This is a genomic window from Streptomyces sp. NBC_01808, assembly GCF_035917395.1.
GTDB lineage: Bacteria > Actinomycetota > Actinomycetes > Streptomycetales > Streptomycetaceae > Streptomyces.
On sequence record NZ_CP109072.1, the window covers coordinates 7,724,867 to 7,741,017 of the forward strand.

Below are 16,151 nucleotides of genomic sequence, written 5' to 3' on the forward strand. Positions count from 1 at the left end.
TGCGGGGCTCACCGGGCGCGTACGGCGTCCAGTTCGGCCACCGAGGCGAACGTGTCCGACGCACCGTGCTCACTGAGCACCTTCAGTGCGATGTGCCTTGCCTCCACCTCCCGGAACGGCACGGTGAACTCCGTGCGGTCCTCGGAAAAGCTGCCCGCCGCCACCGTCCGCCAGCGCTCGCCGTCGGTGGAGACCAGCACCTCGTAGTCCTTGACCCGGCCGTTGATGCCACCGTCCTGCCGCGGCATGTAGCGCACCCCGGCGAGACGCCGCTGGGCCCCCGTGTCGACGGACAACTGCTGCGGCAGCGCGGCGCCGTAGTCGCTGTGCCAGTGGGTGTACGGGTCGTTGTCGACGGCGCGCGCCGCGCCGCCCGGCTCGCCGGTGCTCTCCTCGCTGGTGGCCGTCGCCGTCCAGCCCTCCTGACCGTACAGACCGGGGTTGGCGCCGATCTGCGACCCGGGGTCCGCCGGGTCGGACGCCGTGACCGGCAGCGCGTCGCCGACGCGGTCGTAGGCGTCGAGGAACGGCTGCACGGGGGAGCCGGCCGGGGTGGCCCAGGTGCGGTCGGCGACGACGGCGAGCGGACGGCGGGCGAAGTAGTCGACCCAGCCGACGGAGTAGTCGTAGGTGCGGTCGGACCAGCGGGCCATCCGGTAGCCGAGGATGTTGGGCGCGGACTCGAACGGGTAGTCGCGGTACACGTCGCGCACGTCGAAGAAGGCGTAGTCGCCGGGCGTGGCGCCGAATCCGGCGCTCATGTACAGCTTGCTCTCCTCCATCCCCACGGTCGGGTAGCCCTCGGCGGCCCGGCCGCCGGGGGGCGAGAGCCATTCGGTGACCCCCGTGCGCTTGTCCGGGTCGATGCTCGTGGGCTGCTGGAAGTCCCACCACTGCCAGACCTGCGCCGTCTTGCCCTCGGCGCGGACGGCCCCGGCCAGGTCGTCGATGAACTCCACCAGCACGTCGCCGGGGTAGGGGTAGCCCTGCTTCTTCTGGTACGCGACGAGTTCGGGGCACGCCTCCTGTGCCGGGCGCAGCGGGATCTCGTCGGTGCCGATGTGGAGGTAGGGGCTGTCGAAGACGTCCGCGACCTCGGCGACCAGTTCGCGGGCGAAGCGCCGCGTCTCCGGCTTGGTGTAGTCCAGGGTCCAGTGGCCGCGGTCCGAGCCCTCCCAGCCGTTGCTCGGCCGGGACATCGACTCGCAGGAGAACGCCAGGTCGGGGCGGGCGTCGCCGATGGAGACGGCGTGCCCGGGCAGGTCGATCTCCGGAACGAGCGTCACCCCGTAGCGCGCCGCGTAGTCCTCCAGGTCGCGCAACTGGCGCTTGGTGTAGTGCTGTTCCGCGACGATCTCCGGGTACTTGTCGCTCTCGATGCGGTAGCCGTTCCAGTCCGTCAGGTGCAGGTGGAAGGTGTTGAGCTTGTACCAGGCGAGCTGGCGGATCTGCTGCTTGAGGTAGTCCACGGAGTAGTACCGGCGGCCCGCGTCGAGCATCGTGCCGCGCTCGCCGTGGGTGGGGTGGTCGCGCACGGTCCCGCGGGCGACCTGGTGCTCCGTGGCACTGGTGCGCAGGGCCTGGAGCAGGGTGCGGGTGCCGTAGAGCACGCCGCGGCGGTCCGGGGCGGTGATCCGGGCGGAGTCGGCGAGGTCCAGCTCGTAGCCCTCGGGGGAGGGGGCGCCGCCGCCGAGGGCCAGGCCGATGTCGCCGCGGCCGGGGAGGCCGGTGGCGATCCGCGGGCGCAGCCCCTCCTGGAGGTCCAGTTCGCGGGCGAGTATCGCCGCGGTGGGCGCCAGTCGCCCGGCGTCGCCGCGGTCCAGCACGATCCGGCTGTCCCGGGTCAGCTCCCACGTGCCCGTGCCGCCCTCCCACGAGCGGACCGAAGGGACCGTGACGGGCGCCGGGTTGGGCTCGGCGGCCTGGCTGGCGGGCACGCCGGGGGCGAGGGACAGCAGCATCCCGGCGGCCGCGGCGAGCCACGGCGCGCGGCTGCGGGGGCGCCGGTTCCGGCGGCGGGCGTACGGCCCGGGGTGCGGCGTCGTGCGTACGGACGGGCTGCGCGGTGCTGGCGCTGGGGTCTCCTGCGGCATGGCGGCTCCCTCGGACGACGGCAACTGCCCAGGCGTACCAGCCCGTCGGCGACCGCGGCCATGGACGGAAGCGCGGCGCGGCGTGGACTTACGCGCCGGCGCACCCGATGCGGTATCGCCCATTGCCATATCGTGTGAGGATCGGTCAAGCTGTTTGTGGATTAATCGCCCGGTCGAAGGAAAATTGACCGGCTCGTTTGCGCCAACCTTGCCCCTGTCCCGACATGCCGCACTACGGTTGGCGGTCCACCCAGGACCCCGGTGACTATGACCTCGGCTGCCTGCCCCAGGCTGGGCAGAACGGGCCCCGTGGGGGGAGCACGTGGTGTACACAGACGACGTGACCGGAGCTTCGTGGCGTACCGGCGGCGACCACGCCGACCGGGTGGAGTCGCGCTTCGCGCGGAGCTACCGGCTGCACGGATTCACGGTGCTCGAGCTGACCGGCGAGATCGACCTCGCCGCCCAGCTCGATCTCGAGCCGTACCTCGACGTGATCACCGGCGCGCCCGCGCCGCGCGTGGTCATCGACCTGTGCGGGACGGAGTTCCTCGACTGCTCGGGACTGCGGCTGCTGGTACGCGCCCGCAAGCGCACCGACGACCGCGGCGGCGAGCTGCGGCTGGTCTGCCCCGAGGGCGGCATCGCGCACCGGATCCTGCGGTGCTGCGGCCTGCTCGACGCGCTCGGTCCGGTGCCGACGCTGGCCGACGCCCTGCCCGGAGAAAACCCGGAAGCGGTCGCTAGTCAAGTTTGATTAGAATCGCGCTCATGTGTTCAGCGCAAGCAGCAGAGAACGACCCGCCGGGCCCGCCGCCCGCGGCCGGCGCGGCGAGCCTCGCCGACACCCACGACGTGATCAAGGTGCGCGGCGCCCGGGCGAACAACCTGGCCGGCATCTCGCTCGACATCCCCAAGCGGCGGCTCTCGGTCTTCACCGGCGTCTCCGGCTCCGGCAAGTCCTCGCTCGTCTTCGGCACCATCGCCGCGGAGTCGCAGCGGCTGATCAACGAGACGTACAGCGCCTTCGTCCAGTCCTTCATGCCGAACCTGCCCCGGCCCGACGCCGACGGGCTGCACAACCTCTCCGCCGCCATCGTCATCGACCAGGAGCGGATGGGCGCCAACTCCCGCTCCACGGTGGGCACGGCCACCGACGCGTACGCGATGCTGCGCATCCTGTTCAGCCGGCTCGGCGAGCCGCACGTGGGCACCTCCGGCGCGTTCAGCTTCAACATCCCCGAGGGCATGTGCCCGCGCTGCGAGGGGCTGGGCGAGGTCTCGCAGATCGACGTCGACCAGCTCGTGGACCGCCGGCTCTCGCTCAACGAGGGCGCCGTCACCATCCCGAACTTCGCCGTCGGCAACTGGTACTGGGAGGTCCTGGTCTCCTCCGGCTTCTACGACCCGGACAAGAAGCTCGCGGACTTCACCGACCAGGAGTGGCACGACCTCCTGCGCAAGGAGACCGTGAAGGTCAGGGTCGGCAACCACAACATCACGTACGAGGGGCTGATACCCAAGATCACGCGGATGTGGCTGGTGAAGGAGCGCGACGCGCTGCAGAGCCACGTCCGCGCCTTCGTCGACCGCGCCGTCGTCTTCGCCGAGTGCCCCGACTGCGGCGGCACCCGGCTCTCCGCCGCCGCGCTCTCCTCGAAGATCCAGGGCCGGAACATCGCCGAGTGCGCCGCCCTGCAGATCACCGACCTCGCCAAGTTCGTCCGCGCGATCGAGGACGAGTCGGTGGGGCCGCTGCTGGACAACCTGCGCGGGGTGCTGGACTCGCTGGTCGAGATCGGCCTCGGCTACCTCAGCCTCGACCGCCCCTCCGCCACCCTCTCCGGCGGCGAGGCGCAGCGCGTGAAGATGGTCCGCCACCTCGGCTCCAGCCTCACCGACGTCACGTACGTCTTCGACGAGCCCACCGTCGGGCTGCACCCGCACGACATCCGGCGCATGAACGACCTGCTGCTGCAACTGCGCGACAAGGGCAACACCGTGCTCGTCGTGGAGCACAAGCCGGAGGTCGTCGCCATCGCCGACCACGTCGTGGACCTCGGCCCCGGCGCGGGCAGCGACGGCGGGCACGTCACCTTCAGCGGCGACGTGCCGGGGCTGCGCGCCTCAGGAACGCTGACCGGCCGGTATCTGGAGCACCGGGTACGGCTGCGGGAGCGGCCCAGACAGCCGCGCGGGCACATCGCCGTCGAGGGCGCCGACCTGCACAACCTCCGCGACGTCAGCGTCGAGGTGCCGCTCGGGGTGCTCACCGTGGTCACCGGCGTCGCCGGCTCCGGCAAGTCCTCGCTCGTGCACGGCTACCTCGCCGGACGGGACGGCGTCGTAGTCGCCGACCAGTCGCCGATCCGCGGCTCGCGGCGGTCCAACCCCGCGACGTACACCGGGCTGCTCGGCCCGATGCGTACCGCCTTCGCGAAGGCCAACGGCGTCAAGGCCGCGCTCTTCTCGGCCAACTCCGCGGGCGCCTGCCCCAAGTGCAAGGGCATCGGGCTGATCTACACCGACCTGGCGATGATGGCCGGTGTCGCGTCCGTGTGCGAGGAGTGCGAGGGCAAGCGCTACACGCCCGAGGTGCTGACGTACACGCTGCGCGGCAAGAACATCAGCGAGGTGCTGGAGATGTCGGTCGCCGAGGCGCACGGCTTCTTCCCCGCCGGCCGGGCGCACGCCATCCTCGGCCGGCTCGCCGACGTGGGCCTGGGCTACCTGCGCCTCGGCCAGCCGCTCAACACCCTCTCCGGCGGCGAGCGGCAGCGGCTGAAGCTGGCCATCCACATGGCCGAGAAGGCGGCGACGTACATCCTCGACGAGCCGACCACCGGGCTGCACATGGCCGACGTCGACAAGCTGCTGGCGCTGCTCGACCGGCTGGTCGACGACGGCAACTCGGTGGTGGTCATCGAGCACCACCAGGCGGTCATGGCGCACGCCGACTGGCTGATCGACCTCGGTCCCGGCGGCGGCCACGACGGCGGCCGGGTGGTGTTCACCGGCACCCCGGCCGCCCTGGTCGCGGAGGCGGACACGCTCACGGCGCAGCATCTGCGCGAGTACGTCGACCGGGACTGACCCGGCCCCGGGGAGCGCCCGGGGCCCGTACCCTAGGCCGCCGCCACCCGCGGCATCCACATCGGCTCCTTGCCCAGCTCCGCCCAGATGTACCTGAGCAGCAGCTCGGACTTGAGCCCGGCGCTCCCCGGGTCGTCCCACAGGTTGCGCGTCTCGCCCGGATCGGCGCGCAGGTCGAACAACTCGCCGTACGTGCGCCCCTGATAGACCGTCAGCTTGTAGCGGTCGTCGACGTACGTGCGCAGGCTGACCGCCGTCGGCTCGTGCCGGAACTCGCAGATGACGTGGTCCCGCGCGCTCGGCGCGCCGCCGGTGAGGACCTCCGCCTGGCTGACGCCGGTCATCTCCCGCGGCACCGGCAGCCCGGCCAGCTCCAGGAACGTCGGCGCCAGGTCGACGGTCGACACCAGCGCGGAGGAGGCGCGCCCGGCGGGCACCCGGCCGGGCAGCCGGGCGAGGAACGGCACCCGCAGCAGGTCCTCGTAGTGGAACGCGCCCTTGGCCTGCAGCCCGTGCTGGCCGAAGAAGTGCCCGTGGTCGGTGGTGAACACCACGATCGTGTCCTCGGCCAGCCCCAGCGCGTCGAGCCGGTCCAGGATCCGGCCGACGTACGCGTCGAGCATGCTGACCATCCCGTAGTACGTCGCCACCAGCCGGCGCCGCTCCGCGGCCGGCAGCCGGTGGGAGTGGAAGCCGTGGACGTACTGCCCCGACTCCTGCCACGGCGAGAAGTCCGGCCGGTCCTGCTGGGTGAGGCCGAAGTGCGGCGGGTTGCCGTCGTGTTCGCCCGCGACGGCCTCCGGCACGGTCAGCGCGTCCGGGTCGTACATCCGGTCCCAGGGCTCGGGCACGAGGTACGGCGGGTGCGGGTCGAAGAAGCTGGCCCAGCAGAAGAACGGTTCGTCCCGCTCCGCGTATCCGTCGAGCAGCGCGCCGGTGCGCTCGGCGATCCAGGCGTTGTAGTGCAGTTCCTCGGGGATCGGCCAGGTGTGCCGCACGCCGGGGTCCAGGGTGCCGGTCGGCGGCCGGAAGTACCGCCGCCAGTCCGCGCAGCCCTGCTCCTCAAGCCAGAGCGCGTAGTGCTGGCCCGCGTGCGCCTCCGCGGTGTGGTTGCGGGCCAGCTCCACGTGGTCGAAGCCGTAGTACGGGCCGTGGAAGTCCCGCCAGAAGTCGAGGTCCTGCAGCAGCGGGTACGACTCGATCGAGGGGTGCTCCGCCGTGCTCGCGAGCGGCTGGAAGTGTGCCTTGCCGACCAGCGAGGTGGCGTACCCCGCGGCGCTCAGGTGCTGCCCGAGCGTCGGCTGGTCCTCGGGCAGCTTGGTGCCGAGCGTCCACGCGCCGTGCTGGCTGGGGTACTTGCCGGTGATCATCGAGGCGCGGGTCGGGGTGCACGTCGGGTTGGGGCAGTACGCGCGCTCGAAGGCGGTGCCCTGGGCGGCGAGCCGGTCGAGGTGCGGGGTGCGGATCTCCGGGTTGCCGCGGCCGAGGGTGTTCCAGTGCTGCTGGTCGCTGGTGAGGAGCAGGATGTGGGGACGGCGGGCGGGCTGCGTCATGCGGTGCGCTTCCTGACGGGGGCGGGAGCGGGTGGCCTACGCGGGGCTCGTGCGGTGGTCAGGGGAGCGTCACCCGGAACGGGTCCCCGGATCAAGCCCCTCGCACGGGCCCGGGCGCGGGGGCGGCGCGGAGCGCGAAGAGCAGCGGGACCGCGGGCCGGGTCGCCGGCAGCCGCCACCAGCCGCTCGCCGGGTCCCGCTCCATCGCAGCGAACCGCGGCCACGGCAGCAGGTCCGTCTCGCGCAGCAGGTCGACGGCGAGCCCGGCGCCGGCCAGCGCCGTGACCACGTCGCCGAGGCCGTGGCGCCACTCGTAGCTGGTGAAGGATCCGGTGAGCGGCGGGCCGTCAGTGTACGTGTGCGGGGAGTCCTTGCGTACGGGGCCGCGGCCGGCGAGGTAGTCGTGGCGCAGCAGCAGCTCCGGCACCTCGCCGGGGTCGCCCGCGGGGCCGAGTGAGTTGAGCAGCGGGTGGAACTCGGCCAGGTACAGCACGCCGCCGGGCCGCAGCAGGGCCCGTACGACGTCGGCCCACGCCGCGAGGTCCGGCAGGTAGCACAGCGCGCCCTTGCCGGTGTAGACGACGTCGAAGCGCCGGCCCGCCAGCGCCTCGGGCGCCCGGTGCACGTCGGCCCGTACGAACTCCACCTCCCGGCCCGCCGCCGCCGCGATCCGCTGCGCCCCGGCGACGGACGCGGCGGAGAAGTCGAGGCCGACGGTGCGGGCCGCGCCCCGCTCGGCGAAGGCAAGCGTGTCGGTGCCGAGATGGCACATCAGGTGGAGCACGTCCCGGCCGTGCAGGTCGCCGAGGTCGTCCCACTCGAAGGGGGCGAACCAGTCGGCCGGCGCCCGGGAGCCGTCGAGGCCGTAGAAGTCGCTGCGCGCGTGCACGGGGGCGCGGGCGTCCCAGTTGGCCTCGTTGGCGCGGAGCATCTCGGCGACCGCGGGCGCCGGTTCGTCAGCCGTCATGGCACCTTTCTACCCGCGCCGCGGGCTGCTGCCGCGCCGTTCCGGGGTACGGGCCGCCCGCCGCGTCCGGGGCCGGGCGCCCGCGCGTGACGATGCGGCCGCCGGCCGCGTCCACCGTCCGCATCTGCAGGGAGCCGCACTGGCACCGGGTCCAGATCGTCATCCCCCCGCCCGTACGGTGCTGCGAGACCGTGTGGAACGGCGTGCTGTCCGCCCAGCCGCAGTGGGGGCAGTGACCCTCGAACAACGTGTTGTCCCCTCCCCGCCGTACGCTCCGGCGGTTCTCGTCCGGCGCGGCCCGTCGGCCGGGCCCGCGTTCCTTGCCTCTTCAGCATGGAAGTTTCATTCGTTCAGGTCTAGGTTGGATTTATGGAGCGCATCGTGAAGGAGGGCCTACATGATTGACCTGCGCCGGCTGCGCGTGCTCCGCGCGGTCGCGTACTACGGCACCGTGACCGCCGCCGCCGAGTCACTCCACCTCACGCCCTCCGCCGCCTCCCAGCAGATCCGGCAGCTCGCCCGGGAGCTGGACGTCAGTCTGCTGGAGCCGCAGGGCCGCCGGGTGCGGCTCACACCCGCGGCGCGCGGGCTGCTCGCGCACGCCGACGTCATCGAGGCGCAGTGGGAGCGGGCGGCGGCCGAACTGCACGCGCTCGGCGAGGAGCCGGCCGGCGAACTGCGCATGTCGGGGTTTCCGAGCGCGATGTGCCGGCTGCTGGCGCCGGTGGCAGGCGCGCTGCGCGCGGCGCATCCGCGGCTCGACGTACGGCTGCGCGAGGCGGAGCCCGCGGACTGCTACGACCTGCTCTTCGACTGCGAGACGGATCTCGCCGTCGTGGAGGCGTCCGCCGAGGCGCCGGCCCGCGGTGACCAGCGCTTCGAGCAGCACACGCTCATCGAGGACCCCTTCGACCTGGTCGTGCCGGAGGACCACCCGCTGGCCGACCGTACGGCGATCGAGCTCGCCGAGGCCGCGGGGGAGCGGTGGATCATCGGCCCCCCGGGCGTCTGGTCGCGGCAGCACGTGCTCGCGGCGTGCAGCGCGGCGGGCTTCGGGCCCAACGTGACCCACGAGGCGTGCGACTGGACCGTGACCGCGGTGATGGTCTCCCACGGGCTCGGCGTCGCCCTCGTGCCCCGGCTCGCGCAGTTCTCCGGCGTGCCGTCGATCCGGCGGCTGCGGATCACCGGGGCGCCCGTCCCGTCGCGTACGTTCCTCACCGTCACCCGGCGCGGCGCGACCGGCAGCCCTGCGGTGCGCGCCGCGCTCGACGCGCTGCAGGTGCGGGCGAAGGAGACGGTCGGGTAGCGAAGGGGGACGGTCGGGTAGCCGAAGGGCCCGCGGGAGTGGGGGGAGGGGGCGGGGCGGAGGAGGGTGCCCCGCCCCCCCCGGGGAGGGGGGTGGGTGACGACCGGACGGCAGGCGCTCGGGCACCGCCGGCCGGCCGCCGTTCGGATGCCGGCGGGGAACCGGCATGGCCGGGCGGGTCGCGCTTGCGACCCGCGCCGGCCGGGCGGCGGTGCCTAGTGGGCGCCGGCGCCGGTGAGGGAACGGACCTCGAGTTCGGCGTACTTCTTGCCGGTGGCGTCCTCGTCCTTGGACAGGATCGAGCCGAGCCAGCCGAGGATGAAGCCGGCCGGGATGGAGATCAGGCCCGGGTTCTCCAGCGGGAACCACTGGAAGTCCACGCCCGGCCACATGCTGGTCTCCTTGCCGGAGACCACCGGGGAGAACAGCACCAGGAACACCGAGGTGAACAGGCCGCCGTAGATGGACCACAGCGCGCCCTGGGTGGTGAACCGCTTCCAGAACAGGCTGTAGAGGATCGTCGGCAGGTTCGCCGACGCCGCCACGGCGAAGGCCAGGGCCACCAGTCCCGCGACGTTCAGATTGCCCGCGAAGACGCCCAGCAGGATGGCGACCGCGCCGATACCGACGGCGGCGATCCGCGCCGCCGCGATCTCCTCCTTCTCGGTGGCCTTGCCCTTGCGGATGACGTTGGCGTACAGGTCGTGCGCGAACGACGACGACGACGCCAGCGTGAGTCCTGCGACGACCGCGAGGATCGTGGCGAACGCGACCGCGGAGATCATCGCCAGCAGGATCGCGCCTCCGGTGGATCCCGCTCCGCCGCCGACTTCTTCCGCCAGTAGTGGTGCCGCGGTATTGCCCGCCGGGTTGGACTCGACGATCGTTTCCTGTTTGATCAGCGCGGCGGCGCCGAAGCCCAGCGCGATGGTCATCAGGTAGAAGCCGCCGATGATGCCGATCGCCCAGAGCACGGACTTACGCGCGGTCTGCGCGGTCGGCACCGTGTAGAAGCGGATCAGGATGTGCGGCAGACCGGCGGTGCCCAGCACCAGCGCGATGCCCAGCGAGATGAAGTCGATCTTCGAGGTGGTCGTCACCCCGTACTTCAGCCCCGGCTCCAGGAACGCCGCGCCCTTGCCGGAGTTGTCCGCGGCGGCGCCCAGCAGTTGGGAGATGTTGAAGTCGAACTTCGCCAGCACCAGGATCGTGATCAGCAGGGTGCCCAGGATCAGCAGCACGGCCTTGATGATCTGCACCCAGGTGGTGCCCTTCATGCCGCCGATGGTGACGTACAGGATCATCACCAGGCCGACGAGGACCACGATGAAGTTCTTGCCCGCGTCCCCGGTGATCCCCAGCAGCAGGGCGACCAGGGCGCCCGCGCCGACCATCTGCGCCAGCAGGTAGAAGATCGACACCACGATGGTCGACACCCCGGCCGCGGTGCGTACGGGACGCTGGCGCATCCGGTAGGCGAGCACGTCGCCCATGGTGAACCGGCCCGAGTTGCGCAGCGGTTCCGCGACCAGCAGCAGTGCCACCAGCCAGGCGACCAGGAAGCCGATGGAGTACAGGAACCCGTCGTAACCCGCCAGCGCGATGGCGCCGGCGATGCCCAGGAAGGAGGCCGCGGACATGTAGTCCCCGGAGATCGCCAGCCCGTTCTGGAAGCCCGTGAAGGAACGGCCGCCCGCGTAGTAGTCGGTGGCGTCCTTCGTCTTGCGTCCCGCCCACACCGTCACCGCCAGGGTGAGCGCCACGAAGACCGAGAACAGCGTGACGATCAGCGTGCGGTGCTCACCCGGATCCGACTGGGCGACCATCTGCAGCGCGTTCGTGGTGGCGCCCGTCATTTCCCGACCTCCGTGCCACTGCCGGCCACCCGGGCCTCGACCTCAGCCTTGAGCTGCTCGGACCTGGGGTCGAGCTTCGCGGCGGCGTGCCGCGCGTACCACCATGCGATGGCGAACGTGGTGACGAACTGCGCGATGCCCAGCACGAACGCCACGTTGATGTTGCCGGCGACCTCGGTGCCCATGAAGCCGCCCGCGTAGTTCGACAGCAGCACGTACAGCAGGTACCAGGCGATGAATCCGATGGTCAGCGGAAACGCGAACGAACGGTGCGCGCGTCGCAGCTCCCCGAACTCCTCGCTCTGCTGTACTTCCTCGTACACGTCCGGCGATCTGCCGGTCGGGGGTGTGCTGCTCATCGCGGCCTCCATGGGCGCCTTGTGGGGACGGGGGTGTCCGGACGGGCCGGGCGCGGTCACCGTAGAAGCGCGCGGTCCGCCGCGCGAGCCGCCGCGCGGCGGTGGTGCCGTGAACGGCGGCGCGGATGCGCCGAGCGGTAGCGACGGCACGACGAGCGGTCGGCCGGGCGGTGGTTCGGGCCGAACGGCGGGCGGTGGGCGCTGCGCCGGCGACGGTCGTACGCGGTGCGCCGGGTGCTCGTACGTGGTGGGCCGGGCGCTCGTACGCGGTGGGTGACCGCCCGTACGCCTTCGGTCAGCCCGCGGTACGTCCCGGGCGGCGGGGCAGGTCCAGCGACTCGGGGGCATGCAGCCGCAGCAGCGCGTGCGCCGTACCGCTGGGCACACTGCGCCTCGTCAGCCACGAGACCCCCACCATCACCGCGAACGCCAGCGGCACCGTCCAGGCCGCCGGACGCGCCAGCAACGCTCCCGGCCAGCCGCCGAGTTGCACGCCGAACATCGTCGCCGCCACCGTCGCCAGCGCCGCCCCGCCGCCGGCGAGCAGCCCGGCGGCGGCGCCCTGCGGGGTCAGCCCGCGCCACCAGATCCCGAGCAGCAGCAGCGGGCAGAACGACGAGGCCGCGACCGCGAACGCCAGCCCCACCACGTCCGCGACCGGCCGCTCCACGACCACCAGCGACGCCACGCACGGCACCGCCGCCGCGGCCACCCCGGCGAGCCGCAGCCGCAGCACGGTCGCCCGCACCTCCGCGCGGGCGTCGGCCGCCTTGCCCGGCGGCGCCGTCGCCCGCCGGGCCCGTCTGCGCTCCAACTCCTGCCCCAGCACGCCCGCCACCGACATCGTCAGGCCGGAGGCGGTGGACAGGAACGCCGCGAACGCGCCCGCGGTCAGCAGCGTGCCGAGGACCGCCGCGGCCGGCCCGCCGCCGAGCAGCCGGTCGGGGAGGAGGAGCAGCGTGGCGTCCGTGCGGCCGGTCATGAGGAGTTCGGGGGTGTAGAGGCGGCCGAGGGCGCCGTAGAGCGGCGGCAGCAGGTAGAAGGCGGCCAGCAGCCACAGCACGGTCCAGGTGGTGCGGCGGGCGGCGGGACCGTCGGGGTTGGTGTAGAAGCGGACGATGACGTGCGGCAGGCCCATGGTGCCGAGCAGGGTGGCGATGAGCAGCGAGTACGTGCCGTAGCCGGGGTGTTCCGTACCGGACAGCGGGCGCGTCCAGTTGAGGCCGTCGACGGGCTCCTCGTCCACCGGGTGCGGTACGTCGGCGCCCGCGGGGAACCGGACCCGGGTCTCCTCGCCGATCGCGTGCACGCCGGGGCCGATACGCACCCGCTCCCCGTCCAGCCGCTCGCCGTCGAGCCGGCCGTGCACCGTGACCCGTACCGGATCCTCGACCCGCACGTCGACCGCCTGGTGCACGGTCACCGTCGTCGCGTCCCGGAACCGCGGCGGCGCGTCGGCGTCCGGCCACGGCGCGCCGTCCGCGCGCCAGGCCAGCAGCAGGAAGATCACCGGCACCGCGAGCGCCGTCAGCTTCAGCCAGTACTGGAACGCCTGCACCGCGGTGACGCTGCGCATGCCGCCGGACGCGACGGTCGTCATCACCACCGCCGCGACGGCCACCGGGCCGACCCACAGCGGGGCGCCGGTGACCGTGCGCAGGGTGAGCCCCGCGCCCTGGAGCTGGGGCAGCAGATAGAGCCAGCCGATGAGGACGACGAGCACCGAGGCGAGCTGCCGCACGCGCTTCGACTGCAGCCGGGCCTCGGCGAAGTCCGGGACGGTGTACGCGCCGGAGCGGCGCATCGGCGCGGCGACGAAGGCGAGGAGGACCAGGTAGCCGGCGGTGTAGCCGACGCCGTACCAGAGCATGTCGGCGCCGTACGCGAGCACCAGCCCCGCGATGCCGAGGAAGGACGCGGCCGACAGGTACTCGCCGCCGATCGCGGAGGCGTTCTGCAGCGGCGTCACGGCGCGGGAGGCGACGTAGAAGTCGGAGGTGGCGCGGCCGGGGCGCAGCCCGTACACGCCGAACAGGGCGGTGGCGAGGCAGACGACGGCCACGGCGACGGCGGGCTGGAGGGTGTTCACGTGCTGTGCCCTGTCACGACTGCGGTCACGACCGCTCGACCAGGTCCGCGAACTCGGCCTCGTTCTTGCGCGCCTGGCGCTGGTACACCCACGCCAGCGCGAGGATCACCGGGTGCACCGCGACGCCGATCACCAGCCACGGCACGGGCACGCCGGCCAGCGTGCTGTCGCGCACGCTGGGCACCGTCGCCAGCAGCACCGGCAGCACGCCGAGCACGACGCCGAGGGCGCCGACGACAAAGGCGGCGAGGCGCAGTTGGGTGCGCATGAGGGAGCGGAGGTAGACGTCGCCCAGCGGCGTCTGCCGGCCCAGGTCGTCGGCGACGAGGGCGCGGCTGCCGGGCAGCGGCTGGGAGCTGCGGGCGGCGAGGGTGCGGGGGTGGGCGACGGTCACGCGGGGCGGCGGCTCGGGGGGTTCGGGCGGGGCGGTGCTCTGCGGGGTGCGGCTGTGGGGCACGGGGGAGTCGGGCGTTCCGGTCTGCCGGGTGGCGTCGGCGTCGGCGTTCTGCTCCATGCCGTTCTGCTGCACGCCGCTCTTCCTGGTCCCGCTCTTCTGCGTCCTGCTCTTCTGGGAACTCGCCTTCGCTATGCGTCCGCCGGGCGTACCGCTCTTCCGCGTGCCGCTCTTCGCCGCGGAGATCCCCCGATCGCCCGCCATGTCACACCGCCGCCGTGGGCGGATGTCGGACCAGCATCTCGCGGACCTGGCGGGTGTGCCGCCGGCTGACCGGCAGCATGTGCCCGCCGAGGACCACGTACGTACGCCCCGCCTCCATGCGCAGCTCGCGCACGTGGTGCAGGGCGACGAGGTGGCTGCGGTGGATGCGCACGAACCCGGCCGCCCCCCACCGCTCCTCCAGCGTCGCGAGCGGGATGCGGACGAGGTGGCTGCCGCCGCCGGTGTGCAGCCGCGCGTAGTCGCCCTGCGCCTCGGCGTAGAGCACCTCGCTGCGCTGCACGAACCGGGTGACACCGGCGAGTTCCACGCTGATGACCTCGTCCGGCACCGCCGCGCGCTCCGCCGGCGCCGCACCGACCGGCTCGGGCTGCTCCTCCGGCGCCGGCTCCGCGGCCGACTCGGCGCACCTGCGCACCGCCTCCGCGAGCCGCTCCGGCGCCACGGGCTTGAGCACGTAGTCCGCGGCGTGCAGCGCGAACGCCTCCACCGCGTGGTCCTCGTGCGCGGTGACGAACACCACCCGCGGCGGCTGCGCGAACCGGGATATCAGCCGGGCCAGCGCCAGCCCGTCCAGGCCCGGCATGCCGATGTCCAGGAACACGGCGTCCACGGAACGGCCCGAGGCCAGCGCCCGGTCGAGGGCCAGCAGCGCCTGCTGCGCGTCGCCGGCCGTCTGCACCTCGGCCACCCGCGGGTCGCGGCGCAGCAGGTACGCCAGCTCCGCCAGGGCGGGCTCCTCGTCGTCGACGGCGAGAGTGTGCAGCATGCGGGAACCCTATGCGGGGCGCGGCGGCAGCGAAACCCGTCTATCGCTCACATCCCGCCGGGGCCGCTCTGCACCGCGTCCGGATGGAACTTCGGCACCCGGACGTGCACCTTGGTCCCGGCGCCCGGAGCGGTCTCGATGACGAGCCCGTAGGCGTCCCCGTAGACCTGCCGCAGCCGCTCGTCGACGTTCCGCAGCCCGATGCCCGGCGCCCGCGGCGCGTCCCCCGCCAGCTCCGCCAGATCCCCGGCCAGGGTGCGGGCCAGCGTCTCCGCCGCCATGCCGGCGCCGTCGTCCTCGACGCTTATCAGCGCCTCGCTGCCGCCGTCGGCCGCGGTGATCGTGAGCCGGCCCGGGCCCGGCTTCTTCTCCAGCCCGTGCCGTACGGCGTTCTCCACCAGCGGCTGCAGGCACAGGAACGGCACCACGACGCTCAGCACCTCCGGGGCAACCCGCAGCGAGACCTCCAGCCGGCCGCCGAAGCGGGCGCGCTCCAGCAGCAGGTAGCGGTCGATGCAGCGCAGTTCCTCGGAGAGGGACGTGAAGTCGCCGTGGCGGCGGAAGGAGTAGCGGGTGAACTCGGCGAACTCCACGATCAGCTCGCGGGCGCGCTCCGGGTCGGTGCGCACGAAGGAGGCGACGGTGGACAGGGAGTTGTAGATGAAGTGCGGGGAGATCTGCGCGCGCAGCGCCCGCAGCTCCGCCTCGCTGGCGGCGGCCCGGGAGCTGTCCAGCTCGGCCAGCTCCAGTTGCGCCGAGACCCAGCGGGCCACCTCGGAGGCGGCGCGCACCAGGCCCGCGGACGCCTGCGAGGTGAAGACGGCGAGCACGCCGTCGACGCGGCCGGCGACCGCCAGCGGCACCGCCACGGCGTGCCGCAGCGGGCAGTCCGGCCAGGCGCAGGCCACCTCGCGGGGGCCGATGACCTGCGTCCGGCCGCTGTCCGTCACCTGGGCCGCGGCGCCGGGGACGGCTTCGGAGTGGTCGTGGCCCGGCTTGCCCTCGGGGCCGTCCCAGGCCAGCAGCTCGCCCTTGCCGTCGGCGAGCGCGAGCGCGGGCGCGCCGAGGAGGTCGCGCAGGTGCGGGGCGGCGCGGCGGGCGGTGTCCGCGGTGAGGCCGGCGCGCAGCGGAGGGCCGGCGAGGGAGGCGGTGTGCAGCGTCTCGTACGCGGCGCGCTCCTGCGCCGTGCCGTACTGCTGGTTCCGTGCGACGCGCACGCCGATGAGCACCGCGGCGGCGCAGAGCACCACGACGGCTCCGAGCAGCAGCGCGGCGGTGGCGGCCGACATCCCGGGCATGGACGGACGCTACCGCGCCGGGGGCGGTCGGCGGCAGCGGGCGTCATCAGGCCGGGGGCCCGGCGGTGCCGTCAGCGGGCCGCGGGACG

Annotated in this window: 13 protein-coding genes; 4 read left to right on the plus strand and 9 right to left on the minus strand. The window is 73.2% G+C overall.

The window, feature by feature from the left end:
• Positions 1–8: 8 nt before the first annotated feature.
• Positions 9–2,093, minus strand: a complete 2,085-nt coding sequence (locus OG946_RS33895; protein ID WP_326799761.1) for a family 20 glycosylhydrolase — start codon at positions 2,091–2,093, stop codon at positions 9–11.
• 325 nt (positions 2,094–2,418) lie between these two features.
• Between OG946_RS33895 and OG946_RS33900 the strand changes: the two genes are divergently transcribed.
• Positions 2,419–2,850: an STAS domain-containing protein gene (locus OG946_RS33900; protein ID WP_326799762.1), complete on the plus strand. Its 432-nt coding sequence runs from the start codon at positions 2,419–2,421 to the stop codon at positions 2,848–2,850.
• A gap of 98 nt (positions 2,851–2,948) precedes the next feature.
• On the plus strand, positions 2,949–5,186 hold the full coding sequence (locus OG946_RS33905) for an excinuclease ABC subunit UvrA (RefSeq protein WP_326800449.1): 2,238 nt from the start codon (positions 2,949–2,951) through the stop codon (positions 5,184–5,186).
• Positions 5,187–5,218: 32 nt separating this feature from the next.
• On the opposite strand, the gene OG946_RS33910 is transcribed toward OG946_RS33905, so the two are convergent.
• The gene (locus OG946_RS33910; protein ID WP_326799763.1) at positions 5,219–6,739 is read right to left on the minus strand and encodes a sulfatase family protein; all 1,521 of its coding nucleotides are present in this window, start codon (positions 6,737–6,739) and stop codon (positions 5,219–5,221) included.
• 91 nt (positions 6,740–6,830) lie between these two features.
• On the minus strand, positions 6,831–7,706 hold the full coding sequence (locus tag OG946_RS33915) for a class I SAM-dependent methyltransferase (protein ID WP_326799764.1): 876 nt from the start codon (positions 7,704–7,706) through the stop codon (positions 6,831–6,833).
• 86 nt (positions 7,707–7,792) lie between these two features.
• On the opposite strand from OG946_RS33915, the gene OG946_RS33920 reads away from it, so the two are divergent.
• Entirely contained in the window at positions 7,793–7,942 is a 150-nt protein-coding gene (locus OG946_RS33920; RefSeq protein WP_326799765.1) for a hypothetical protein, read from the plus strand.
• 161 nt (positions 7,943–8,103) lie between these two features.
• Positions 8,104–9,015 carry a LysR family transcriptional regulator gene (locus tag OG946_RS33925; protein WP_326799766.1) on the plus strand — a complete coding sequence of 304 codons (912 nt, stop codon included), beginning with the start codon at positions 8,104–8,106 and terminating at the stop codon, positions 9,013–9,015.
• Between the two features lie 215 nt (positions 9,016–9,230).
• Here the strand turns inward: OG946_RS33925 and OG946_RS33930 are convergent, their stop codons facing one another.
• The 6 genes from OG946_RS33930 to OG946_RS33955 form a co-directional block, all read right to left on the minus strand.
• Positions 9,231–10,871 (minus strand): solute symporter family protein, encoded by a 1,641-nt coding sequence (locus OG946_RS33930; protein ID WP_326799767.1) that lies wholly within the window; start codon positions 10,869–10,871, stop codon positions 9,231–9,233.
• Positions 10,868–11,242: a DUF485 domain-containing protein gene (locus OG946_RS33935; RefSeq protein WP_326799768.1), complete on the minus strand. Its 375-nt coding sequence runs from the start codon at positions 11,240–11,242 to the stop codon at positions 10,868–10,870. Before OG946_RS33935 ends, OG946_RS33930 begins: the two co-directional genes overlap by 4 nt.
• Before the next feature lie 283 nt (positions 11,243–11,525).
• Positions 11,526–13,319: a sodium/solute symporter gene (locus tag OG946_RS33940; protein WP_326799769.1), complete on the minus strand. Its 1,794-nt coding sequence runs from the start codon at positions 13,317–13,319 to the stop codon at positions 11,526–11,528.
• A 25-nt stretch (positions 13,320–13,344) separates the two neighbouring features.
• Positions 13,345–13,848, minus strand: a complete 504-nt coding sequence (locus OG946_RS33945; protein WP_326799770.1) for a hypothetical protein — start codon at positions 13,846–13,848, stop codon at positions 13,345–13,347.
• Between the two features lie 130 nt (positions 13,849–13,978).
• The gene (locus OG946_RS33950; protein WP_326799771.1) at positions 13,979–14,764 is read right to left on the minus strand and encodes a LytR/AlgR family response regulator transcription factor; all 786 of its coding nucleotides are present in this window, start codon (positions 14,762–14,764) and stop codon (positions 13,979–13,981) included.
• A gap of 47 nt (positions 14,765–14,811) precedes the next feature.
• Positions 14,812–16,053 carry a histidine kinase gene (locus tag OG946_RS33955; RefSeq protein WP_326800450.1) on the minus strand — a complete coding sequence of 414 codons (1,242 nt, stop codon included), beginning with the start codon at positions 16,051–16,053 and terminating at the stop codon, positions 14,812–14,814.
• Positions 16,054–16,151 lie beyond the last annotated feature (98 nt).